General features: G+C 73.1%; 21 protein-coding genes. 11 read left to right on the forward strand and 10 right to left on the reverse strand.

Going from position 1 to position 22,316, the window contains the following annotated elements; all coding sequences use genetic code 11:
- Nucleotides 1-15 precede the first annotated feature (15 nt).
- Nucleotides 16-981: an LLM class F420-dependent oxidoreductase gene (locus tag ACZ4QV_RS25730; protein WP_361153755.1), complete on the forward strand. Its 966-nt coding sequence runs from the start codon at nt 16-18 to the stop codon at nt 979-981.
- A 91-nt stretch (nt 982-1,072) separates the two neighbouring features.
- Here ACZ4QV_RS25730 and ACZ4QV_RS25735 read toward each other — a convergent pair whose 3' ends face one another.
- A complete protein-coding gene (locus tag ACZ4QV_RS25735) occupies nt 1,073-1,330 on the reverse strand; it encodes a hypothetical protein (RefSeq protein WP_361153753.1) in 258 nt (85 codons plus the stop codon).
- Between the two features lie 178 nt (nt 1,331-1,508).
- Here ACZ4QV_RS25735 and ACZ4QV_RS25740 point away from each other — a divergent pair, with 178 nt between their 5' ends.
- Both ACZ4QV_RS25740 and fxsA read left to right on the forward strand, forming a co-directional pair.
- Nucleotides 1,509-1,877: a VOC family protein gene (locus ACZ4QV_RS25740; protein ID WP_361587850.1), complete on the forward strand. Its 369-nt coding sequence runs from the start codon at nt 1,509-1,511 to the stop codon at nt 1,875-1,877.
- 58 nt (nt 1,878-1,935) lie between these two features.
- Complete coding sequence (gene fxsA / locus ACZ4QV_RS25745) at nt 1,936-2,529, forward strand: FxsA family membrane protein (protein ID WP_361153747.1); 594 nt, start codon at nt 1,936-1,938, stop codon at nt 2,527-2,529.
- 425 nt (nt 2,530-2,954) lie between these two features.
- On the opposite strand, the gene ACZ4QV_RS25750 is transcribed toward fxsA, so the two are convergent.
- The 4 genes from ACZ4QV_RS25750 to yczE form a co-directional block, all read right to left on the reverse strand.
- Nucleotides 2,955-3,338: an RNA polymerase-binding protein RbpA gene (locus ACZ4QV_RS25750; RefSeq protein WP_031000331.1), complete on the reverse strand. Its 384-nt coding sequence runs from the start codon at nt 3,336-3,338 to the stop codon at nt 2,955-2,957.
- A 393-nt stretch (nt 3,339-3,731) separates the two neighbouring features.
- A complete protein-coding gene (locus ACZ4QV_RS25755; RefSeq protein ID WP_361153744.1) occupies nt 3,732-4,553 on the reverse strand; it encodes a glycerophosphodiester phosphodiesterase family protein in 822 nt (273 codons plus the stop codon).
- 197 nt (nt 4,554-4,750) lie between these two features.
- Nucleotides 4,751-5,677, reverse strand: coding sequence for an LLM class F420-dependent oxidoreductase (locus tag ACZ4QV_RS25760; RefSeq protein ID WP_361153742.1), 927 nt, complete (start codon nt 5,675-5,677; stop codon nt 4,751-4,753).
- Nucleotides 5,678-5,860: 183 nt separating this feature from the next.
- The gene (gene yczE / locus ACZ4QV_RS25765; RefSeq protein ID WP_361154000.1) at nt 5,861-6,571 is read right to left on the reverse strand and encodes a membrane protein YczE; all 711 of its coding nucleotides are present in this window, start codon (nt 6,569-6,571) and stop codon (nt 5,861-5,863) included.
- Between the two features lie 127 nt (nt 6,572-6,698).
- On the opposite strand from yczE, the gene ACZ4QV_RS25770 reads away from it, so the two are divergent.
- The gene (locus tag ACZ4QV_RS25770) at nt 6,699-8,201 is read left to right on the forward strand and encodes an SCO1417 family PLP biosynthesis transcription factor (protein ID WP_361153739.1); all 1,503 of its coding nucleotides are present in this window, start codon (nt 6,699-6,701) and stop codon (nt 8,199-8,201) included.
- Between the two features lie 403 nt (nt 8,202-8,604).
- On the opposite strand, the gene ACZ4QV_RS25775 is transcribed toward ACZ4QV_RS25770, so the two are convergent.
- Nucleotides 8,605-10,389 carry an ABC transporter ATP-binding protein gene (locus ACZ4QV_RS25775; RefSeq protein ID WP_361637395.1) on the reverse strand — a complete coding sequence of 595 codons (1,785 nt, stop codon included), beginning with the start codon at nt 10,387-10,389 and terminating at the stop codon, nt 8,605-8,607.
- An 83-nt stretch (nt 10,390-10,472) separates the two neighbouring features.
- Nucleotides 10,473-10,667 carry a hypothetical protein gene (locus ACZ4QV_RS25780; protein WP_030019622.1) on the reverse strand — a complete coding sequence of 65 codons (195 nt, stop codon included), beginning with the start codon at nt 10,665-10,667 and terminating at the stop codon, nt 10,473-10,475.
- A gap of 335 nt (nt 10,668-11,002) precedes the next feature.
- Between ACZ4QV_RS25780 and ACZ4QV_RS25785 the strand changes: the two genes are divergently transcribed.
- Nucleotides 11,003-11,914, forward strand: a complete 912-nt coding sequence (locus tag ACZ4QV_RS25785) for a DMT family transporter (RefSeq protein ID WP_467763457.1) — start codon at nt 11,003-11,005, stop codon at nt 11,912-11,914.
- Nucleotides 11,915-11,991: 77 nt separating this feature from the next.
- Entirely contained in the window at nt 11,992-12,858 is an 867-nt protein-coding gene (aac(3), locus tag ACZ4QV_RS25790) for an aminoglycoside 3-N-acetyltransferase (RefSeq protein WP_467763458.1), read from the forward strand.
- A gap of 578 nt (nt 12,859-13,436) precedes the next feature.
- On the opposite strand, the gene ACZ4QV_RS25795 is transcribed toward aac(3), so the two are convergent.
- Complete coding sequence (locus ACZ4QV_RS25795; RefSeq protein WP_361153729.1) at nt 13,437-14,438, reverse strand: alpha/beta fold hydrolase; 1,002 nt, start codon at nt 14,436-14,438, stop codon at nt 13,437-13,439.
- 178 nt (nt 14,439-14,616) lie between these two features.
- On the opposite strand from ACZ4QV_RS25795, the gene ACZ4QV_RS25800 reads away from it, so the two are divergent.
- Entirely contained in the window at nt 14,617-15,186 is a 570-nt protein-coding gene (locus ACZ4QV_RS25800; protein ID WP_361153726.1) for a TetR/AcrR family transcriptional regulator, read from the forward strand.
- 46 nt (nt 15,187-15,232) lie between these two features.
- Here the strand turns inward: ACZ4QV_RS25800 and ACZ4QV_RS25805 are convergent, their stop codons facing one another.
- The gene (locus ACZ4QV_RS25805) at nt 15,233-16,372 is read right to left on the reverse strand and encodes a cytochrome P450 (protein ID WP_467763459.1); all 1,140 of its coding nucleotides are present in this window, start codon (nt 16,370-16,372) and stop codon (nt 15,233-15,235) included.
- Nucleotides 16,373-16,620: 248 nt separating this feature from the next.
- Entirely contained in the window at nt 16,621-16,767 is a 147-nt protein-coding gene (locus ACZ4QV_RS25810) for a hypothetical protein (protein ID WP_467763460.1), read from the reverse strand.
- A 77-nt stretch (nt 16,768-16,844) separates the two neighbouring features.
- Between ACZ4QV_RS25810 and ACZ4QV_RS25815 the strand changes: the two genes are divergently transcribed.
- From ACZ4QV_RS25815 to ACZ4QV_RS25830, 4 genes are all read left to right on the forward strand, one after another.
- Nucleotides 16,845-17,075, forward strand: coding sequence for a cold-shock protein (locus ACZ4QV_RS25815; RefSeq protein ID WP_361153720.1), 231 nt, complete (start codon nt 16,845-16,847; stop codon nt 17,073-17,075).
- A 264-nt stretch (nt 17,076-17,339) separates the two neighbouring features.
- Complete coding sequence (locus ACZ4QV_RS25820; RefSeq protein ID WP_467763461.1) at nt 17,340-19,298, forward strand: SpoIIE family protein phosphatase; 1,959 nt, start codon at nt 17,340-17,342, stop codon at nt 19,296-19,298.
- Nucleotides 19,299-19,581: 283 nt separating this feature from the next.
- Nucleotides 19,582-20,058 carry a DNA-binding protein gene (locus ACZ4QV_RS25825; protein WP_467763462.1) on the forward strand — a complete coding sequence of 159 codons (477 nt, stop codon included), beginning with the start codon at nt 19,582-19,584 and terminating at the stop codon, nt 20,056-20,058.
- Between the two features lie 119 nt (nt 20,059-20,177).
- Nucleotides 20,178-22,316 (forward strand): hypothetical protein, encoded by a 2,139-nt coding sequence (locus tag ACZ4QV_RS25830; RefSeq protein ID WP_467763463.1) that lies wholly within the window; start codon nt 20,178-20,180, stop codon nt 22,314-22,316.

Here is a 22,316-nt window from a genome sequence, read left to right on the forward strand (position 1 = left end):
GGAAACTCGCGCCATATGGTGCAAATCGGCTACACGATGATGACTGAGCAAGCCGGCCCGCGTGATCTCGTCGACCACGTCGTCCGGGCCGAGGAGACCGGGTTCGACTTCTCGGTGACCTCCGACCACTATGCCCCCTGGCTGGAGTCCCAGGGCCACGCCCCCTACGCCTGGAGCGTGCTGGGCGCGGCGGCGCAGGCCACCTCCCGCATCCCGCTGATGACGTATGTGACCTGCCCGACGGTGCGCTACCACCCGGCGGTCGTCGCGCAGAAGGCCGCGACCATGCAACTGCTCTCCGGCGGCCGCTTCCGCCTGGGCCTGGGCGCGGGCGAGAACCTCAACGAGCACGTCGTCGGACGCGGCTGGCCGGGCAAGACCACCCGGCACGAGATGTTCACCGAGGCCCTGGAGATCATCCGGGCGCTCTTCGAAGGCGGCACCGTCAGCTACCACGGCAACCACTTCGACGTGGACTCCGCCAAGCTCTGGGACCTGCCCGACCAGGCCCCGCCGATCGGGGTGGCCGTGTCGGGGGAGCGGTCCTGCGAGATCGCCGGCCGTCTCGGCGACCTGGTCATCGCGACCGAGCCGAAGGGTGAGCTGATCAGTTCCTTCGAGAAGCACGGCGGCCAGGGCAAGCCGCGGGTGGGCCAGCTTCCCATCTGCTACGACCCCGACCGGGACGCCGCGGTACGCCGCGCCCACGACCAGTTCCGCTGGTTCGCCGGCGGCTGGAAGGTCAATTCCGAGCTGCCGGACCCGGCCGGGTTCGCCGGGGCCACCCAGTTCGTCCGGCCGGAGGACGTGGCCGGGACGATTCCCTGCGGCGACAACGTGGACGACTTCGTCGAGGCGGTGCGTCCGTACGCGGAGGCCGGCTTCACGGAGGTCGCCGTGGTCCAGGTCGGCGGCGGCCACCAGCGCGAGTTCTTCGACTGGGCGGGGAAGAAGCTGCTACCCGCGCTGCGGGAGCTCTGAGCGCGCTGGGAGCCCTGCGGAACCGATGGACCGCGGGGCTCCCGGACCGCCCGGCAGGGAAGCGCGCCGCCCGGCGCGCGGGCCCGCCGCATCAGTCGGCGGGCTCGTCCGGCGTCGGGTCGTCGGCCTGCGTGTCGCGGTCGTGCGCCGCGCCGCGGCGGCCCGTGCCGGAGACGTCGGTGTCGGGCACGTCGGTGTGCTCCGAGCCGTCGTCCCCGTCGTCCTCGCCGTCCGGGGTTCGGCCCTCCCACGGGTCCGGCGTGCCGCCGTGCGGGTCCGCCTGCTGGTCCGGCAGGTCCCGGGGAACGGCGCTGCCGCGCTGCTCCGGTGTCTCGCTGCGCTTGTCCATCGTGTTCGGCCTCCTTGTGAGAGGGGCGGGTAGGAGTGTCCGGTACGGGTGCCCGACAGGAGCGGCCACATGCGTTCCGAAGTGATCAGGACCGTACGGAGTGGCTGTACGGAAGCGGCCGTACGGAGAGGCCGTACGGAGAGGCCGTACGGAGAGGTAAGGGCAGGAGGAGACGGCGATGGCGGCGGTGACACCGAAAGAGCTGGTCATGGTGCTGGACTGTGCCGACCGGGAGGCGCTGGCGGACTTCTGGAGCCAGGCCCTCGGCTACCGGATCACGCGCACCACACCGCCCTACACCGCTCTGACGGACCCGGAGGGCCGCGGCCCCGAGCTGCTCCTCCAGCAGGTGCCCGAGCCCAAGCAGGGCAAGAACCGGATGCACCTCGACCTGCGGGTGCCCGCCATGGAACCCGGGCTGAGCAGGGTGCTGGCCCTGGGCGCCCGGGTCCTGCGCGGCCCGTTCGACGACGCGGGCTGCCCGACCACGGTCCTCGCCGACCCGGAGGGCAACGAGTTCTGTCTGATCGTCTTCGAGGGCGCGTGAGGCGCCCGGAGGCCACCCGCGGGCGGGCGCGGCGGCCGGGGCCAGGCACACTTGAACCATGACGTTCGCAGCCACGCCGCCGCCCCGGTCCCGTCCGCCCCAGCGCTCGCGCGCCCGCCGGTTCGTCCCCTTGGGCATCGCCGCCTGGCTGGTGCTGGAGATCTGGCTGCTGACCCTGGTCGCTGACGCCGCGGGCGGCCTGACGGTGCTTCTGCTGCTGCTGGCCGGTGTGGTCGCCGGCGGGTACGTGATCAAGCGCGCGGGCCGGCGGGCCTGGAAGAACCTCACGGAGACCATGCAGGCGGGCGGGGACCCCGCGGCCTCCTCGGGCGCGTCCGCGAAACCGGGGGAGCGGGCGTCCTCGGGCAGCGGGAACACGCTGCCGATGCTCGGCGGGCTGCTGCTGATGTTCCCCGGCCTGGTCACCGACGTCGCCGGGCTGCTCTGCCTCTTCCCGCCCACCCGCAAACTGCTCCACCGCCGCGCTGAGCGCTTCCTGTCCCGCCAGACGCGCCGTACGCCGGGCTCCCTCGGCGACGCCTTCCAGCAGGCCCGTATGCACCAGCCGGACGGCAAGGTCGTCCAGGGTGAGGTCGTACGCGAGGACGAGGGGCCCGCCCCGCGGCGTGAGGATCCGCCGCTGACGCGCTGAGCGCGGTAACTGGGAGCGGAACAGGGCGGATTGGCCGCGCAGGCGTACAGCAGGTGTGCGAGCGGTCACGCCGTGTGGCGGCGCGGGCGGGCGAGGTCCGCAGGGGGCGAGAGGCGGGCATGAGGAAGCCCCGGCCAGTCGGGGGGAACCGGCCGGGGCGGTCCGAGGGTGCGGATACCGATGGCGGTCGCCTCTCGGCGGAAGGCTCCGTGGGGCTTCAGCCGAACGATCGTCCCCACGGGCACATGGTGAGGCCCGGGGACACTGTCCCACCGGCACCCGCACCCGTTGCAGCGCTTCGGCTCCGCGGATGATTCCGCAGGTGGGGGGTGACCTGACGCACACCGGGGCCCGCATGCGGACGTGGAAACGGGCCGGGGCCACTGCGTGGTGCAGTGGCCCCGGCCCGTTCGCGCGTCCGTTCGTCAGGCGGACTTGCGATTGTTGTTGTTGTCGCGCGGATGCACGGCAATGTTCATGGTGCCGGAGCGCAGGACGGCCAGCCGTTCGGCCAGCACTTCCTCCAGCTCCTCGCGGGTGCGCCGCTCCATGAGCATGTCCCAGTGCGTACGCGCGGGCTTGCCCTTCTTTTCCTCAGGGCCATCGCCATCCACCAGGAGGGCTTGTGCACCACAAACCTTGCACTCCCACTCGGATGGAATCTCGGCCTCTACCGAGAACGGCATCTCGAATCGATGTCCGTTCTGGCATGCGTACTCCACCGCCTGGCGCGGGGCCAGGTCGATGCCGCGGTCGGTCTCGTAGCTGGTCACCACAAGTCGCGTGCCGCGAAGAGCTCGCTCACTCATGAATCGTGCCTCCCGGGCTTGTCGCCCACAGGACAGGTGTCGCTGTCGTCGTCATCCGGTCAACGTCCGGTCGGCGGTGAAGATTCCCGTCACCGGGAGATGTGCCCACTCGTCGCCCACCACCGCCTGATGGAGGCGCTGCGCGCCGCTGCCTTCCTTCGTGCCGCCCCTTGTTGTACCCACCAATGCCCGGTTTGTCACATCTGGCAGCAGATGTCACCCAGCGCTTTCCACAGTTCAGCGCGCAGTAACGGTCCGCCTGGTGAGCCAAAGGCGTACACTACCGGCCCGCAGCCCCCACGCCTAAATCAGGGTCCCCCTCGGCGCGACCGCCCCACTCCGGTAACGGCTCGTCAGGGCGGTGCGGACGGCCCTTCCGAGAGGGTGCGGGCCTCACTCCGCGGGCCAGGACCCCCGGGCGGTGAGCACCTCCCGCAGGGCGCCGATGTCGTCGGTCATGATTCCGTCGACGCCGAGGTCCAGCAGGGCCGCCATCTGCCGTGGATCATTCACCGTCCACACGTGCACCTGCAAACGCCACGCGTGCGCGGCCCGGATCAGCAGTGGATCGACCACGCGGATGCCGGACTGCCGCTCCGGCACCTGCACACACACCGCATTGCGCCGGACCGCAGCCCCCAGCAGCCGGTCCAGGGGCACACCCCGGCCGTACGAGCGCATCCGCAGCCCCAGTACGCCGCGCGTGCCGAGCGAGGTCGCCAGCCGCGGGCCGGCCAGCCGCTGGGCCCGCGCGACGCGGGCCTCCGAGAACGAGCCGACGCACACCCGGTCCCAGGCGTCCGTACGGCGCAGCAGGTCCAGCAGTGGCCGGAGCGCCGCCTCCGCCTTGATGTCGACGTTCCACCGGGCCCGCGGAAACTCCTCCAGCAGCTCCTCGAAGAGCGGCAGTGGCTCCCGGCCCGCCACCCGGGCCCGGCGGACGGTCTGCCAGGGGAGCCGGCCGATCGCCCCGCCCCGGTCGGTGACCCGGTCCAGCGTGGCGTCGTGGAACGCCACGAGCCGGCCGTCCGACGTGGCGTGCACGTCGGTCTCCAGGTAGCGGTAGCCGAGCGCCACCGCGCGCCGGAAGGCCGCGGCGGTGTTCTCCAGCCCGTCCGCGGCGCCGCCCCGGTGGGCGAAGGCGAGCGGGGCCGGGTGGTCGAGGAAGGGGTGCCGTACGGGCAACCCGCGGGTGGTCAACTGCTGGGAGCGCATTGGCCAGAGGATATACAGGACGGGCCGGCCGGCCGTCGGCAACCGGCCACGGCCTCGGCCGGTCGGCGGTGGTGCGGCTCGGTGGGCGTACGCCGTGCTGCCTGCGTGGCGTGCTCCCTGCGCGGCGCGGCGTGGCGCACGCGCGGTACGGCGCCGGGGCGCCCGCCGTCCTCGCCCGCCGCCCCGGCCCGCCGCCCTCAGCGCAGCGTCTCACCCGGAAGATCGAGGATGCGCTCCGCCGCCGTCTCCAACTGGGCGAGGTCGTGCCGGGGGCTCTCCTCGGGCGGAACCGGACCGGCGTAGCTGGACAGGAACGTGTCGAGAACGACGTACGGGACGCCCAGCTCCGCCAGCGCCTCCAGGTCGGCGCGTACCTGGTCGACCGTGCCGTGGCCCGGCAGCCGGGACTCCGACTCCACCGGCCGCTCCGTGAGGTGCAGGGCGATCCGGGGTGTCACCGCGGGCGTCGGCCGGCCGGCCGCTTCCGCCGCGGCCTCCAGGACCGGCAGCCGCTCGCGGATCGTGTCCGCGCCCAGCGTGTACGGATGCCAGGCGTCCCCGAACCGCCCGGCCCGGCGCAGCGCGGCGTCGCTGAGGCCGCCGACCCAGACCGGCGGGTGCGGGTCGCGGACCGGGCCGGGTCCTGTGGTGATGTCCGTGTAGGCGACGTGCTCACCCTGGAAGGAGACCACCGGCCGCGTCCAGTGTTCCTTGATGCAGGCGAGGTACTCGTCGGTGATCCGGCCGCGGGACGCGTAGTCGACGCCGAGCGCCGCGTACTCCTGCTGCGACCAGCCGAGGCCCACGCCGAACACCAGCCGCCCGCCGCTGAACCGGTCAAGGTTCGCGGTCACGCGTGCGGTCTGCAAGGGGTGGCGGTACGGGAGGACGACGACCGTCGTGCCCAGCTCGATGGTGCTGGTCCGGCCCGCGAGCCAGGCCAGCGTGGTGAACGGGTCGTAGAACGGCGGCGGGAAGGCGCCCGCGACCTCTGGGGGCAGCGTCACATGGTCGGAGATCATCGCCAGGTGGTAGCCCAGCTCCTCGGCGCCGCGCACCCACGTCTCGATGCTTTCGGGGGTGGTGCCCTCCCCGTAGTTGAGGACGTTGATCCCGATCTTCACAGTCGCTCCCCTCGGTTGCTGCACCCCTCGTCGCCGGGCAGTAAAAGGCCAGGTCAGAGGGGTGGTTGATAGGGGGAGCGTAACAGTCGGCGCGGGCGGGGCCGGGGACGTGAGGCGATAAATCGGTACAAGGGTAAGGGAGTTGCGCCCAGGAGGCTGCGACGGTGGCGGAGGGCCGTGGGGTCAGGGGCGGGGCGCGGGCGCGGAAGCGGCAACGGGCTCGGACGACGCCACCACGCGGCCGCGCTGCCCGCCGATCGTGAAGAAGCGCAGCGAGAACTGGGCCAGCGGCCCGATGGCCAGTGCGTACAGCACGGTGCCCACACCCACCGAGCCCCCGAGGAGGAAGCCGACGGTGAGCACCGCGACCTCGATGCAGGTACGGACGAGCCGCAGCGGCCGGCCCGTACGGCGGTGCAGGCCGGTCATCAGGCCGTCCCGCGGGCCGGGCCCGAAGCGGGCGGAGATGTAGAGCCCCGTCGCCATGCCGTTCAGCAGGATCGCGAAGACGAGCAGGGGGATGCGGGCGGCGAGCGTGGTGATCTCCGGTACGAGGGTGAGCGTCGCGTCCATGACGAGGCCGAGGATCACGACGTTGGACACCGTCCCGAGCCCGGGACGCTGCCGCAGCGGAATCCACAGCAGCAGGATCAGTACGCCGGAGACGATCGTGACAGTGCCGATCGACAGGCCGGTATGCCGGGAAATGCCCTGGTTGAGGACGCTCCACGGCTCCAGGCCGAGTCCGGCGCGCAACTGTAGTCCCATGCTGAGGCCGTACAGGACCAGTCCGGTGTAGAGGTGGACGAGGCGGCGCGGCAGTCGCCGACCGGGCGTGGGGTCCGCGCGGCGGCCGGACGTCGCGTCCGCCTTGCTGTCGCTCGCGCCCTCCATGGCGCCGGACCTCCGGGTGCTGAACAAAATCTTCCCCCTCCTGGCATGATTGGACTGGCTCGTGACACTCTGTGGCTCGGAGATGATCAGTTTCCAGGGCCAATCCGGGAAAGGTGGACTGCTCACGATGGCGCAGTGGACTTCAGCGGTGGGGGCGTCGCAACTCGCCCGGCTGCTCCGGTCGCAGGACACCCGCGACGCCGTGGCACCGGCCGGCCGCCGCATCCCCGCCTACCGCGGCCTCGCGGACGGCGTCCGCCTCCTCGTCCTGGAAGGCCGGGTGCCGGTCGCCGCCCGTCTGCCCGCGGAACGCGAACTGGCCGCCGCGCTCTCCGTGAGCCGCACCACCGTCGCCGCGGCCTATGAAGCGCTGCGCGCCGAAGGGTTCCTGGAGTCCCGCCGAGGCTCCGGCAGCTGGACCGCCGTCCCCGCGGGCAACCCGCTGCCCACCCGCGGCCTGGAACCGCTGCCCCCGGAGGCGGCCAGCTCCATGATCGACCTCGGCTGCGCGGCCCTCCCGGCCCCCGAGCCCTGGCTGACGCGCGGTGTGCAGGGCGCCATGGAACATCTCCCGCTGTACGCGCACACCCACGGCGACTACCCGGCCGGCCTGCCGGCCCTGCGCCAGGCGCTCGCCGACCGCTACACCGCCCGCGGCATCCCCACGATGCCCGAACAGATCATGGTCACCACCGGCGCCATGGGCGCGGTGGCCGCCATCTGCCGCCAGATCACCCGGCCCGGCGAACGGGTCGCGGTCGACTCCCCGTCGTACGCCAACATCCTCCAGCTGATGCGCGACGCCGGCGCCCGGCTCGTCCCCGTCGCCCTCGCCGACCGCCTCGCCGGCTGGGACATCCCGGCCTGGCGCCAGGTCATGCGGGACGCCGCGCCCCGTATGGCGTACGTCGTCGCCGACTTCCACAACCCGACCGGCACCCTCGCCACCGAGGACCAGCGCCGCCGCCTGGTGGACGCCGCCCGCGCGGCCGGCACGGTCCTGGTCGTCGACGAGACCATGGCCGAACTCCGCCTGGACGACATCGGGATGCCGCGGTCCGTCTGCGCCTTCGACCCGGCGGGCAGCAACGTCATCACGGTCGGCTCCGTCAGCAAGGCGTTCTGGGCGGGGATGCGCATCGGCTGGGTACGGGCCGCCCCCGACCTCATCCGCAGCCTCGTCGCCGCCCGCGCCTTCGCCGACCTCGGCTCGCCGGTCCTCGAACAGCTCGCCATCGTCTCGCTCCTGGAGGGCGACGGCTGGGAGCAGGCCGTGGAGATCCGCCGCGACCAGGCCCGCGAGAACCGCGACGCGATCGTCGCCGCGCTCCGACGCCACCTGCCCGACTGGGAGTTCAGCGTGCCGGACGGCGGCCTCACCCTGTGGGCACGCACCGGCGGCCTCTCCGGCTCGCGGATCGCGGAGGCGGGGGAGCGGCTCGGTGTACGGGTGCCCTCGGGGCCGCGGTTCGGCGTGGACGGCGCGTTCGAGGGTTTCGTCCGGCTGCCCTTCACCGTCAGCGGAGCCGTCGCCGACGAGGCCGCGTCCCGACTGGCCGCCGCCGCCCGGCACGTGGCGAGCGGAACGGCCGCCGGCGAGGTGGAGACGCCGCACAGCTTTGTGGCGTGAGGCGGTGCGGGCACGGTCCCGCCCCTGGCGTGGTCAGCGGTCATCTCGTGCCGGTACGCCGGTCCGTGGCCACAGGTCGAGGGCGGTGAAGTCCGCGTCGGACATCCAGGGAGTGGCCCCCGCCGGAGCGCACGGCAGGGCCGTCGGCCGGGGCCCATGAGCCGGATCGATCCTGCTGATCGGCGGATTCGTGCCGGCCCCCCGGGGCCGCCCCGGGCCGTACATCGGACATCCGTGGGGAAAGTCCCGGCGAGAGCGGGACGGCGGGTGCGGTGGGGCGACGGCCGCTTCAGCAGTGCCCGCGCCGTGTGCGGCGGGGCGCCGGTCGCTGGGCGGCGTGGCTGAGGCGCGGTCGCTGACCGGGCCTCGGCGGGCGTCGCCGGCCGTGCTGCCGGCGACGCGCTCAGCCCTCCGCGCGCCCCGCGTCGGCCGTGCGGTGTGCCGGTGCCGGCCCGGACGGCTCGGTGATCTCCTCGGGGGCGGACGGCGCGGCCGGACCGACGGTGCCGAACAGGACGTCCACCCCGACGGCGCCACCCACGCCGGTCCTGCCCTCCGGGCCCGGGACGGTGCCCCCCGTCCCGCCCGCGACGGCGTCATCCGGCCCGCCCGTGCCGTCCGACCTGGCCAGGCCGGCTGCCGCGCTCAGGTCTTCGGTCGCGTCCTCCTCCATCGGAGCCGCGGGTTCCGGAAGCAGGTCCAGTACGGCCTGCCGGTGCGTCTCGCTCGTGGCGTCGTCGTACGGGTCGGGTGTGGCCGGGACCTGGAGGCGGAGCACCGGTCCGGTGCCCAGCCGCGCGTAGCCGCGCCCCGGCGGTACGTCGGTGGCCGGTGTGGTGTTCGGCGGCGCGCCGAGCACCGCCTGCACGTCCTCCGGCGTGGCCGGTCCCAGTACGACTCTGGCCCGGGTGTGCGTCAGCACCGGCTCGCTCAGCAGTCCGGCACTGTCGAGCTGGTCGGCCACCACCACCGTGACGTAGGCCGCCCGGCCGTGCCGCAACGGCACATGCAGCAGGTGCTGCGGGTCGTCCCGCCCCTCGGCCACCGCGAGGTGGGCCAGTGCGGTGGGCCGGTCCAGAAGAATCCACAGCGGCCAGCGGGTGTCGTCCGGAGCCTGCCGCCCGGCCTGCCGCGCGCGGTTGGCGGCGATCAGCCGCCGCTCGGTCTCGTGCGCCGCCCACTCCAGCGTCGCCAGCGCCCCCGACAGCCCGGACTCGACGCCCATCACGCCGGTCCGCCCCGCCAGACACGCGTACTCGCCGGTCCCGCCGCCGTCGATCACCAGGACGTCGCCGTACGGCAGCGCTTGCAGCGCGATGGACCGCAGCAGCGTCGTCACGCCGACGCCCGGCTGCCCCAGTACGAGCAGGTGCGGCTCGGTCGACCGCAGGCCGGTCCGCCACACGACGGGCGGCACGTCACGCGTCTCCTCGCCGGCCTCCACCGGCAGCGTCCGCTGGACGGCGCCGGCATCGGTGAAACCGAGGACCGTCTCGCCGTGCGTCGTCACGAACCGCTGCGCCGCGATGTCGGTCGGCAGCGGCGGCAGCACCGTCAGCGTCAACTGGTTCGACTCCTCGTCCCACGCGAAGTGGTACTCCCTGCCGCGCCCCGACTTCGCGTACAGCACCTGCTCGATACGGGCCCGGGACGCCGCGTCGCCGTCGGTGAAGTACGCCGGGTACCGCAGCGTCAGCCGGGCCGGGCGCCCGGCCTCGTCGAACGCGTACTCGGTGAAGGCGCTCTCCCAGTCCCCGTCGTGGGCGTACAGGGGACTGGGATCGCCCTCGATCGCGAAGTACGGCACCAGCGCCTCGTACAGCGCCTGCAGGCGGCCGGTCTCCGCTTCCCCCGGACCGGCGGCGGGCTCCTCGGCCGGCTGCTGCTCCCGGCCCGCCCAGGCTGCCGCCGCCATCACCGTGACCAGCGCGAGCACCGGCCCGTACGGGACGAGCGCCACCGCCAGGACGCTGCCGGCGGCGACGAACAGCAGCGAGCCGCGCCGCTCCTTGGGCGTGTCGGACCAGCGCCGGCGCCCGGCGGCCAGCAGCCGGCGCAGCCCCCGGCTGATGGTGATCAGCGGGTGGAACACGTCGGCCGCACCGTCCGCCGCGGTACGCGCGAACTCGCGCCCGCGCGCGATCGGCGCGCTGTCGGTCAGGATGCGGGGCAGTGGACGCCGGGCCACATCATCTCCTGGGGGATCGTGCGGAGGCCGCTGCGCCCGCCGGGCGCCGCCCGCCGGACGGGCGCGGGGGAGCGGACCGGAGGTCAGAGCTTGATGCCGCCCAGGAGGTTGGCCAGGCTCGCCCCGCCGGCCTTGATGCTCGGGGCGATCGCGGAGCCCGCGAGGTAGAAACCGAACAGGGCGCAGACCAGGGCGTGGGACACCTTGAGCCCGTCCTTGCGGAAGAACAGGAAAACGATGATGCCGAGCAGAACGACGCCGGAGATGGACAGAATCATGGAGTTCTCTCCTCGGTGGTGGGGACGGTCACCATGAGTCCTTCCAGCCTCACAGCAAGTATCAAGCCGCAAAAAGCCGCGAACGGGTGATTCACCGGCGAAACCCCCCGGCCGGCGCAACACAACTGCCCGGATGGCCCCCAAGGGCCACATAATTGCAGGTCAGGTCGCTAGTGGCGGAGACCGCAGCGGGCTGGACGGGTGGGGCCGTCCGGTGGGCGTGGCGGCGCGGACCCGGGGCTCGCGGTGGCGCGGTACCGGGCCGGGCGGCGGGTCTGGCACCGTGGGGGCAGCGGCGGCCGGTGACCGCCCGCGCCGGACAACAGGAGCCCTCCGTGACAGCTGTGCTCTCCGCGCTGTTCGCCCTGTTGACGGCCGTGGCCAACGCCACCGGCACCGTGCTCCAGCGGATCGCGGCCCGCAAGGTGCCGCCGGGCGACGCCTTCAGCGTCCGGCTGTTCCGGCACCTGTTGCGCAGCCCGGCGTGGCTGGGCGGGATCGCCGTCATCGTCGGCGCCGCGGCGTGCCAGGCCCTGGCGCTGACACTGGGTTCGCTGTCGCTGGTGCAGCCCATCCTCGTCACCGAGCTGCCGTTCACGCTGCTCGTCGCCAGTGCGGTGGCGCGGCGGCGGTTGCCCGCGATCGGCTGGGCGGCCTCGGTCATGGTGGCCGCCGGCCTCGGTCTGGGGCTGGCCGCGGCCGCCCCGTCCGGCGGCAGCACCGAGGTGCCCGCCGGGAAGTGGGTGCTGACGCTGCTCGTCTCCGGGGGCGTCATGGCCGCCTGCGTGCTGGCCGCCCTGCCGAGGCCCCGGGGCAAGGCCCGTGCGGCCCTGTTCAGCTCCGCCTCCGCGATCGGTTACGCCCTGACCGCGACGCTGATGAAGGCGGCGACCGACACCTTCGACCGGCACGGGCCCGGCGCGTTCTTCGCCGGCTGGCAGACGTACGCCTTCGTGGCGGCGGGCGCGTGCGCACTGTTCCTGCTGGCCAACGCCATGGAGTCCGGCCCGCTGGTGGCGTCGCAGCCCGCACTCACCCTGGGTGAGGCGCTGGTCAGTCTGGCCCTCGGGATCGTGGTGTACGGGGAGCGGGTCCGCACCGGCTGGTGGCTGATCCTCGAAGGGCTCGGAGCGGTCATGGTCACGTGGGGTGTCGTGGTGCTGCCCCGGGCCGACACGGAGGGAGGGGACGGGGAAGGGGGCGGCGAAGGGAGAGAGGCGTCCGCGGACGGGCGGTCCGGTGACTGACCGGCGTGCCGGGACGGCCGGGGGCGGACGCGGAAATGCGGTGCCGCGGACCGTGGGGGACGGCTACCTTCCCGTCCATGGACGAACTCGCCTTGCTCAAGCGCTCCGACGGCCCGGTCACCCGGGCCCGCCTCGCCCGGGACCTGACCGCGCTCGGCCTCGGCGAAGGTGACACCGTGATGTTCCATACGCGGATGTCCGCCGTCGGCTACGTGGCAGGCGGGCCGGAGACGGTCATCGGCGCCCTCCGCGACGTCGTGGGCGAGCGGGGAACCCTGATGGTGACCTGCGGCTGGAACGACGCCCCGCCGTACGACTTCACCACCTGGCCGCAGGCCTGGCAGGACGCCCTGAGGGCCGAACACCCGGCGTACGACCCCGTGCTGAGCGAGGCGGACCACAACAACGGGCGCCTTCCGGAAGCGCTGCGCCGCATGCCCGGAGCCGTCCGCAGCCGCCACCCCGACGCGAGCTTCGCGGCGCTCGGCGCGGCGGCCGCCGCGTTGATGGCCGACCACCCGTGGGACGACCCGCACGGCGCCGACAGCCCGCTGGCGCGGCTGGTCGCGACGGGCGGCCGGGTGCTTCTGCTGGGCGCCCCGCTGGACGCTCTCACGCTCCTGCACCACGCCGAGGCCCTGGCCGAAGCGCCCGGCAAGCGGTTCGTGGACTACGAGCAGCCGATCCTCGTCGACGGGGAGCGGGTCTGGCGGCGGTTCCACGACATCGACTCGGAGAACGGGGCGTTCGACTACTCCGCCCTCGTGCCCGAGGGAACGGAAGCGTTCGACATCATCGGGCGGGACATGCGCGCCGCGGGCATCGGACGCAGGGGGACGGTGGGGGCGGCCGACAGTCATCTCTTCGAAGCCCGTGACGTGGTGGCCTTCGGCGTGGCCTGGATGGAGGAGAAGCTGGGCCGGGCGAAGGGGCCCGGCGGATGATCACATGGCGTCGGGTCACCGAAGCGGACTTCCCGTCCTGCGAAACTGACCGGCGCAGCCGCACGTGGCCTGGTGGCGAACCGCGACACCTCGGCGGGGGGCGCGCGACTTCTGCCCGGTGACCAGGGACGAGGAGCTCGCGGAGGACCTGCTCGTCCTCCTCGACGACCGGCCCTGGGCCTGGTCCAGCGGTCCCGGTTCGCCGACTGCCCCGACCACCGGGACGAGTTGGCCGCCGTCACCGAGGTGACCGGCGAGACGACGACTTTCGACCACCTCATCGGCGATCCGGGACAGAGGGGGCGGGGACACGGTCCGCGCATGAACCGGCCCCCTCCGGGCGACCTGGCGCGACCACCCGTACGCCCCGGCCGCCCTGATCCCCGTACCGGTCGCCAGCCGGGCTTCCTGGCGGGCCCGGGAGAAGGCCGGGCTGTGCCGTGCAGCGGAGGGCGAGCCCCGCCGCCGGCCGCGCGCACTGTGTCCACGGTGCGACGCGGCCGGCTCAGCCGACGCGAACGGACCGTGGGTGACGCGCGGACGGGCGGCGGAACTACCCGGCCGGACAGCGGGTGACGTCAGCCCTGGACCGGTGACGGGCCGGGCAGGTGGCCCAGGAAGTCGAGCAGCGCGGCGTTGACTTCGGCGGGCCGTTCCTGCTGGGTCCAGTGTCCGCAGCCGGGGAGGGTGATGCTGCGGTGCAGCTTCGGCGCGACCGTCTTGAGCGAGGCGAGGAGTTCGCCGATGCCGTGCAGCGACATCACCATGTCGCGGTCCCCGCCGACGTACAGCGCGGGCTGGTCGATGCCGCGGCCCCGGAAAGCGGCCAGCAGCTCGTTGTTCCGTCCGATGTTCCGGTACCAGTTGAGGGGGCCGGTGAACGCCCGCTCCCCGTGGCCCGCGTAGTCGCGGACGAACGCGTCGATGTCGTCCGGGGTGAGCCAGGCGGGCAGTCGCTCCGGTTCGGGGACCGAGTCGATGAGGGTCACGCCGTCGGGAACGATCCAGGGGCGCGGAGCGGTGGTGGCGGGGTTGTCGCCCGAGCCGCTGGCCAGGATGCGGCGGAACGTCGAGGCCGGGTCCCGTGCCAGCTCCGCGTCGGCGACGCCCGGCTGCTGGAAGTAGCACTGGTAGAAGCCGTCTCCGTAGAGCCGCCGCGTGACCTCCGGCGGTGCCATGCCCGCGGGCAGGATGGGCGGCACGCTGAGCCCCGCCACGGCCCGTACGACATCCGGGCGGAGCATGGCCGTCACCCAGGCGACGGGCGCGCCCCAGTCGTGGCCGACGACGACGGCCCGTTCCTCGCCGAGGGCGTGGATCAGGGCGATCACGTCGCCGGCCAGGTGCAGCAGGCTGTACGCGTCGGGGTCGTCGGGCTGCTCGCTGCGGGCGTAGCCGCGCTGGTCCGGCGCCACCACCCGGTATCCGGCCGCGGCGAGCGGGCCGAACTGGTGGCGCCAGGAGTACCAGCTCTCCGGGAACCCGTGCAGCAGCAGGACCAGCGGCCCCTCGCCCTGCTCGGCGATGTGCAGTGTGACTCCGTTGACTTCCACGGAGCGGTGCTTGACGGTGACGGTCACGTGTCCTCCGGCAGCTCGGGGCGTCGGCTGACGCCGTCGCCTGTCGTCCAGCGGAGGAAACCGATCGGTTTCCTCAGGAGAACCGTAGACCGTCGGATGCCCTGGTGCTGTACTCGGGGGTATACCGGTCAGTTTCCACGCGGCACGGTCGGCGCGACCGACGCGGTACTCTCCTCGTATGTCCAGTACCGGCACAGCGTCCACCCGGGACCGGCTGCTCGACGCGGCGGCCGAACTCTTCTACCGCGAGGGCGCCTCCATCGGGGTCGAGGCCCTGTGCAGGACGGCCGGGGTCTCCAAGCGCTCGATGTACCAGCTCTTCGACAGCAAGGACGAGGTCTTCGCGGCCAGTCTGCGGCGGCGCGCCCCCGCCTACGAGGAACAGCTCGCCCTGCGTACCGTCGAAGCGGGCCCGCCGCGCACACGGATCCTGTACGTCTTCGAACGGCTCGAAAAGCTGGCGGAGACGGCCGACTACCGGGGCTGCCCCTTCCTGGCCGCACAGGTCGAACTCAAGGACCCCGGACACCCGGCGAGCATCGTCGCCGAGGAAGTGAAGCGGCATCTGACCGACGCCTTCCGTGCCGAGGCCGAGCGGGGCGGGGCGCGCGACCCCGAACTGCTGGCGCGTCAACTGACCCTGGTCTTCGACGGCGCGAGCGCGCGCGCCGGGGCACGGGTGGAGAGCCTGGCCGGGCTGGCCGTGACCACGGCGGCCGCACTGCTCGACGCGGCGGGCGTGGCCTGACCGGCCGAGGCGGGCGGGAGGCGGCGCGCCCGCGCCGGCGGGGACGTCACCAGTCGACCGGCAGGGTGAGCGGCGACTTGGCGGGGGATGTGTCGTCCCAGGTGGGGCTCTGTCCCGCCGCCAGGTGCAGGTGCGGGAAGCGGTCCAGCAGCGCTTCCAGGCCCACGGTCAGCTCCGCACGCGCCAGGTGCGCGCCGATGCAGTTGTGCGCGCCCCGGCCGAACGTGAGGTGCGGGTTCGGCCGCCGGCCCAGGTCGAGCCGCTCCGGAGCGGTGAACACGGTCTCGTCGAGGTTGGCGGAGGCCAGCGCCGGAAGGACCGCGTCCCCCGCCCGGATCGTCTGCCCGCCCACTTCGAAGTCCTCGACGGCCTGCAGCACCACCACACCGTTCATCACCGGTACGTAGCGCAGGAACTCCTCGACCGCACTGGGCAGCAGAGCGCGGTCGTCCCGCAGGCGGGCGTACTGTTCCGGCTCGGCCAGCAGCGCCACGACGGCGTCGGACAGGAACATGGTCGTGGTCCGGTAACCGGCGACGAGCATCGACAGCCCGAAGCCCAGCACGCTCTCCTCGTCCAGCTCACCGTGGTCACACCGGCGGACCAGATCACTGAGGATGTCGCCGGCGGGCTCCCGCCGCTTTCGGACGATCAACGACCGGACGTAGTCCCGCAGCAGCGGGGTGACCCGCCGCGCCTCCGCCAGGGTGAGCAGCGCTCCCAGTGCCACGTCCGCCAGGGGGAGGTAGTAGTCGCGGTCCTCGTACGGAATGCCCACCGACTCGCACATCACCAGGAGCGGGAACGGCTCGGTGTACCCGGCGACCAGATCGGCGGGCGGGCCCCCGTCGGTGAACGTGTCCAGCAACCGCTCGGCGTCCGCGCGGAGCCGCGGCAGACGGCGCCGCACGGACCGGGCGTTGAACGCCTCGGACAGGGCCCTGCGCAGGGCCCTGCGCCGCGGGCCCTCCATCTCCATCATCGTGATCAGTTCCGGGCCGTCCGGCCGGTCCTGCTCCGGCTGGAAGGACCAGCCGTTGATGGTCGGCCTGATCAGCCGCGCGTCCCCGATGACCGCCCGGACGTCGTCGTACCGGGTCAGGAACCAGCTTGGCGTGTCCTCGTCGCGCAGCCGCGCCACGGGGCACTCCCGGCGCAGCCGGACGTACTCCGCGGGCGGTCCCATGGTGCCCGGCGGCGGCAAGGGCAGTTCGATCGAGGGGGGCGGGTGCCGGGGCGGCGCGGGATACCGTCGGACGACTGCGGCGTGCTCTGCACCGGGTTCCGCCTTTCCTCCGTGACGTCTCGCGCTTTCCTCCGTGACGTCTCACGGCGTCGCGTCCACCGCTGCCCCGGCCGCAGCCGCAACCACTCACGCAACGCCCCGTCCCTGACAGCTATTTCCCCTTTGTCGCAGTAGTTCACACAGTCTGTTCACACGCCGGGGGTGTTGCGGACCGTGGGCGGTACGGACATCGCCGCGCTGCGGCGGCCGGGCTCCGGCACAGACTCCGGCGCCAGGACGGCGTGCGCCTGGGTGCGGGCCGTGCCGGGCGCCGGGCCCGAGCTACGTGCGCCCACGAATGCGCCCCCTTAACCACCGGTGAGAGGGCACCCGTGGGATGTCCCGCCCGCTCCACCCGACAGAGGTGATTGCTGTGCCCCATGGCGTCGTCAAGTGGTTCGACCACGAACGAGGTGCCGGCCTGGTCGCCCAGACCGGCGGAGGACCGGACGTCCTCGCCTACCGTTCGGCGATCCAGGGGGACGAACCGGCCCGCACCCTGACGACGGGGGAGCGCGTCTCCTTCAACCTCGTCGAGGACTTCGAGGGCATCCGGGCGGAGAACATCTACCGTCTCCCGGGCCGCTGCCGTTTCCCCGGCTGACGGTGGCCGTCCGGCTGCGCTGTGCGACTGCCTCACGATTTCCAGCGCAACCGGGCGGGAAAGCAGAAAGGTGCAGTCCAGTGTTGTCCAAAAGCGAACAAAGCTGATGGCGCTGGACGGCGCATGCTCCAATATCCGCACTCTCGCAGGCAAGGGTTTGCGGGACACGGCGGCGGGGCGTACTCGGGCCGACTGCGGGTGCCGTGACGGGAGGTCGTCACTCTCGTTGCCCGGGGCGTCGATGCGTCATGAAGTGAGGCACGGATGACGGCAGTGGAGGCCCCGCGGAACGGCGCGGGCGAGCAGGAGCTGTTCCGGGGGCTGGTGGAGTGTTCGCAGGACGCGATCCTGACCAAGACGCTGGACGGGCAGGTCACGTTCTGGAACGCGGCGGCGCAGCGGTTGTACGGGTACCGGGCCGAGGAGATGGTCGGCCGGCACATCGGGCTGCTGATCCCGCCGGGTCTGAAGGACGAGGAGGCCGGTCTGCTGGAGCGGATCGGCCGGGGTGAGCGGATCGAGCACCACAAGACGCGGCGGGTCACGAGCGGCGGCCGGGTGCTGGACGTGGACGTGTCCCTGTGGCCGGTCCGCTCCCGGCGGGGTGTCGTGCACGCCGCCTGTTCCATCACCCGGGACATCACCGACCGCAAGAAGGCGGACGTGCGGAGCGACGAGCTGGCGGTGGTGGTGGAATCGTCCCAGGACGCGATCCTCATCAAGAGGCTCGACGGCCAGATCACCTTCTGGAACACGGCGGCGCAGCGGATGTACGGCTACCTGGCCGGGGAGGTGGTGGGGCAGCACACCGGGCTGCTGATCCCGCCGGAGCTGAAGGACGAGGAGGCCGGTCTGCTGGAGCGGATCGGCCGGGGCGAGCGGATCGAGCACTACGAGACCCGCCGGGCCACCGGCGACGGCCGGATGCTGGACGTCGACGTGACCCTGTGGCCGATCCGCAACCGGGACGGCGTCATCACCGGCGCCTGCTCCACCATGCGGAACATCACCGACCGCAAGAAGGCCGAGCGGGAACTCGCCGAACTGTACGCGCAGCAGCGGCACATCGCCCTGGCCCTGCGGCTGATGGGCGCCTCCGAGCAGATCCCCGGAGCCCGCGCCGCCACCCGCTACCTCCCCTCCACCCAGGGGCAGGGCGTGGGCGGCGACTGGCTCGACCTGATCGACCTGGGCGCCGGACGGGTCGGCGTGATCATCGGGGACGTCATGGGGCGCGGCCTGGACGCGGCCGTGGTCATGGGCCAGCTCCGTTCCGCCGCCCGGGCGCTGGCGCTCGCCGGAACGCCGCCGTGCGAGCTGATCCAGACGCTCGACACGTTCACCCGCGGGCTGCCGGAACAATTCGTCACCTGCACCTACTTGGAAGCCGACCCGGCACTCGGCGAGGTGACCGCCTGCTCGGCCGGGCACCTGCCGGTCTGGCTCGTCGCCCCGGACGCGACGGTCGGCGCGCTGCCGGTGCCGACCGGCATCCCCCTCGGCGTGGGCGGCGTACCGCACCAGGAGGTCCGCCTGCCCCTGCGGGCCGGTACGACGCTGGCCCTGTACACCGACGGCCTGGTGGAGACGCCGCGCAGCGACATCGGGACCCAACTGGACCTGCTCACCGCCACCCTGGGCGAGGTCTTCACCACCACGGTGGACCTGGAGGAGGCCGCCGACCGCGTCCTGCACACCCTGCTCCCGGACACCGCCACGTACGCCGACGACGTCACCCTCCTGTTGGTCGGCTTCCCTGCCGCGCCGCTGGACACTGCCGCGGTGGACCTGCCCGGCACGCCGTCCTCGGTCCCGGAAGGCCGCCGCTTCCTGCTCCGTACCCTGCGGGCGTGGGGCCTGGCGACGCTCGCCGACACGGCGCTGCTGCTGTCGTCGGAACTGCTGACCAATGCCGTCTGCCACGCGCGGGGGCCGCTGACGCTGCGCGTCTGGTACAGCGCCCGGGAGTTGGGCGTGGAGGTCGTGGACGGCAGTACGCCCCGGCCCCGGGCCCGGGTCGCGGACACCGCCGAGGAGAACGGCCGCGGCCTGATGCTCGTCGAAGCCCTCGCCGACGCCTGGGGCACGCGCCCCGACGCCGTCGGCAAGACCGTCTGGTTCACGCTCCGGATTGCTCCGGCCCTGGCCGCCGGTGCCCGGCAACGCGACATGGACGCGGGCGGCGGGCACGAGGTGTCGGGAGTGGCCGAACCCGCCTCCTGAGGGCGGGAGCAGGGCAGTTCGGCGGGCTGCGCCGACCGGGTGATCGTCGCGGTCGTACGCATGGGGCGTGGGGCGGTGGGCAGTATCGACTCGCCTCGTTCCTCGGGGAAGATGAACGAGGCCCCAGGCGGGCCGGGGTCGTTCGGCGGCGGAAGGCCGGTGACGACGGCGCCCCGGCCCGCCCACTCCGTGACAGCGCCGACCGTGCCGGCATCAACGCGGGCAAACAAGTCGTTCACAATAAAGCGTTGACGTGTTTTCGTGTCGGTCCCATGCTGACTCCATGACATCGGCCTCCGAACAGCCCGGACAGCCCGGACAGCATCCCGACACGGACCCCTTCCCGCTGCCGGACGCGCAGCAGGCTCGTGCGCAGCGGGTGCACGCGGCGCTGTTCCGGGTCGCGGAGCGGCACGCGGCCACCGAGGAACAGCGGGCGCGGCAGCGGCATCCGTCCGTCCTCGGCCCGCACGAGGCCGTACGGCTGGTGGCGTTCCTGATGAGCGGGGCGGCACGGCTCGAAGAGGGCGAACCGGAGGTGGACCGGGCGGACATCACCGCGGCGTTGAGCCTGCTGCCGCTGGTGCGCGGCGAGCTGGACGAGCTGGAGGCCGGCCTGCTGCGGATGGCCCGCGGACGCGGCATGACCTGGCCCGAGGTGGCCTTCGGGCTGGGGCTGGGCACCCCGCAGGCGGCCCGGCAACGGTACGAGCGGCTGTCCGGCCGTGTCCGCGACACGGGAGAGACCGAAGAGGAGTAGCGGACGGCGGCGGCCGTGCCGGAGGTTCGGCCGGGAGCAACCCTCCCTGAAGGCCGGGCCTCTGCACTAACCTGACGTGGCATCACCAGCGGTACGGTCGGTGACACATCGGGGGACCCGTGCCTGACGATCTCGGATTCGACAAGCTGCTCGACGACGACGGTTTGGTGGCCAGGCTGCTCGGCAAGACCCGTGCGGGCCGCAACCGCAAGCCGCTGCACGGTCCCGACCTGCCCGTCGTTCTGCTCGTCGGCGGGCCCGGCACGGGCAAGGGCCGGTTCCTGCGGTGTGTACGGGGCGAATTCGGCCGCCACGTACCGACGGCGCACATCGACTGCGGACTCCCGGTGTACCGGGAGCAGGCGGAGCAGCACCCGCAGACGCGCTCGGTGCCGACGGAGGTGCTGCGCGAGGTGGCCCAGCAGTTCGGCGCCTGGCAGGGCGACGGCGGAGCGGTCGCCACCCCGCGCCTGTACGCGGGCCTCGCGGCGGTCGCGGCCAGCGATCCGCTCGCCGACACCGCCACCCTGGTCAGCGAGGTGCAACGGCACGACAAACTGCTGCCGCGCGGCTCCTTCTGGCGGGGGGTGCTGAACCGGGCGGGCAGGGCCTACGTAGGCGTCGTCGCGGGGCTGGTGGCCCACCCGGGGGCCGTACCGTTCATCAACGCTGTACTCGACGAACTGCTCGCCCGCACCTCACAGGAGGGCAAAGCCCTGCTGGCGGCGTGCTACGGCGAGTACACGGGCGCGGGCGGCCATCCGAAGCTGGGGCTGCACTCGCTGGCCTCGCACTTCCAGCAGGGCGGTGAAGCACGCGAGGTCGCCGAGGGCTTTCTCTTCCGCGCGCTGCGGCAGGACATCGAAGCCGCGTACGTGTCGCTGCTGGGCCGGCTGTCCCGGGCCGGGCGGCCCGCCCTGCTGCTCGACCACGCGGACAACGCCCTCGGCAGACGGCTGCTGAGACCGGTGCTGGAAGACCGCGAGCGGGGGCATCACGACCGGCTGGTGGTCATGGCGACCGCCCGGCGGGAGGACGGCGGGCGCTTCCTGCACCACGTCGGAGGCGCCGGGGGTACGGACGACGACGCGCCCGTCAGCTGGCGGCCCTCCGACGGCGGCCTGCCGCGGTGGAGCCGTCCCTCCGGCGGTGTACCCGGTCTGACGCCCCTGTCGCGCGGCGTCCTCCTGGTCCGGATGCCGATGCTCACGCGCGACCAGCAGTCCAGGGAGACGGCCCGCCTCCAGGTCCGGCGGGCGCTGGGTGACAACGCCGCCCAGCTCCGCATCGACAGCGGCATCCACCGGCTGAGCGGCGGGCGCCCGCTGTTCGTGACCCGGCTGGGCGAGGCGACCGCGGCGCTGACGTTCCGGGAGCCCGGCGCGGACACCGACTGGGCCCTGCTGGAGGCGCGGGTGCGCGCCGGGGAGGACGCCGAGGGACGCCCGGTCGCGGACCTCCTGCTGGACGACCTCGTCGTCCGGCAGCCTCCGGAGGATCTCCCGCCGGAGCAGCGCGGGCACTGGCTCGACCTGCTCAGCCACCTGTCGGTGGCCCACGACGCGGAGTGCGCCCAGACCCTGATGCACGAGGTGCAGGCGGGCCGGGACGAGCGCCTGTCCGCCTACCGCATCGCCGAGCTGCTGCGGGACAGTGGCTGGCCGCACTGCCCCCGGCACTTCATCGGCGACCTCGGCCTGCGCCGCTTGCTCATGCGGCGCCTGCACCGGCTGCGCGCGAACGGCGCGGCCTGGCTCGGCGACCACACCCTGCTGCGGGACCACTACCGCGCCCTGGAGGCCGACGAGGCCGACGAACTCTTCGGCTCCGCCGCCGCGCACGGCATGCACCACCACCTGGCGGTCGGCGACGCCGAGGCGGTCACGGACTACCTCGACCGCACCTTCCTCACCCGCAGCGCACGGGTCTGGTGCGACGAACTCCTGGCCATCGCCGAGGCGCCGCTGCTCGGCCGTACCGACGACCGGATCGCGCGGGCACTGGGCGAGGCAGAGGTGGCCGGTGACGTGCGGCACAAGCGCGTCGACCGGCTGCTGCACGCCGTACGGCTCTGTGAGGACCGGACGGAACCGCTCGACGAGGCCGTGGCCGACGCCCTGCCCAAGCTGCTGGAACGGCTGGGGGAGGAACCCGCCGCCGGGGCCGGCACGCTGACGCAGACGGCCCGCGACTGGCGGGACCGGCTCGCCAACAAGCAGCCGCTCAGACCGTGCACCTGCACGAGACACATCGGCTAA

It is taken from the genome of Streptomyces sp. NPDC026394, from assembly GCF_055567735.1.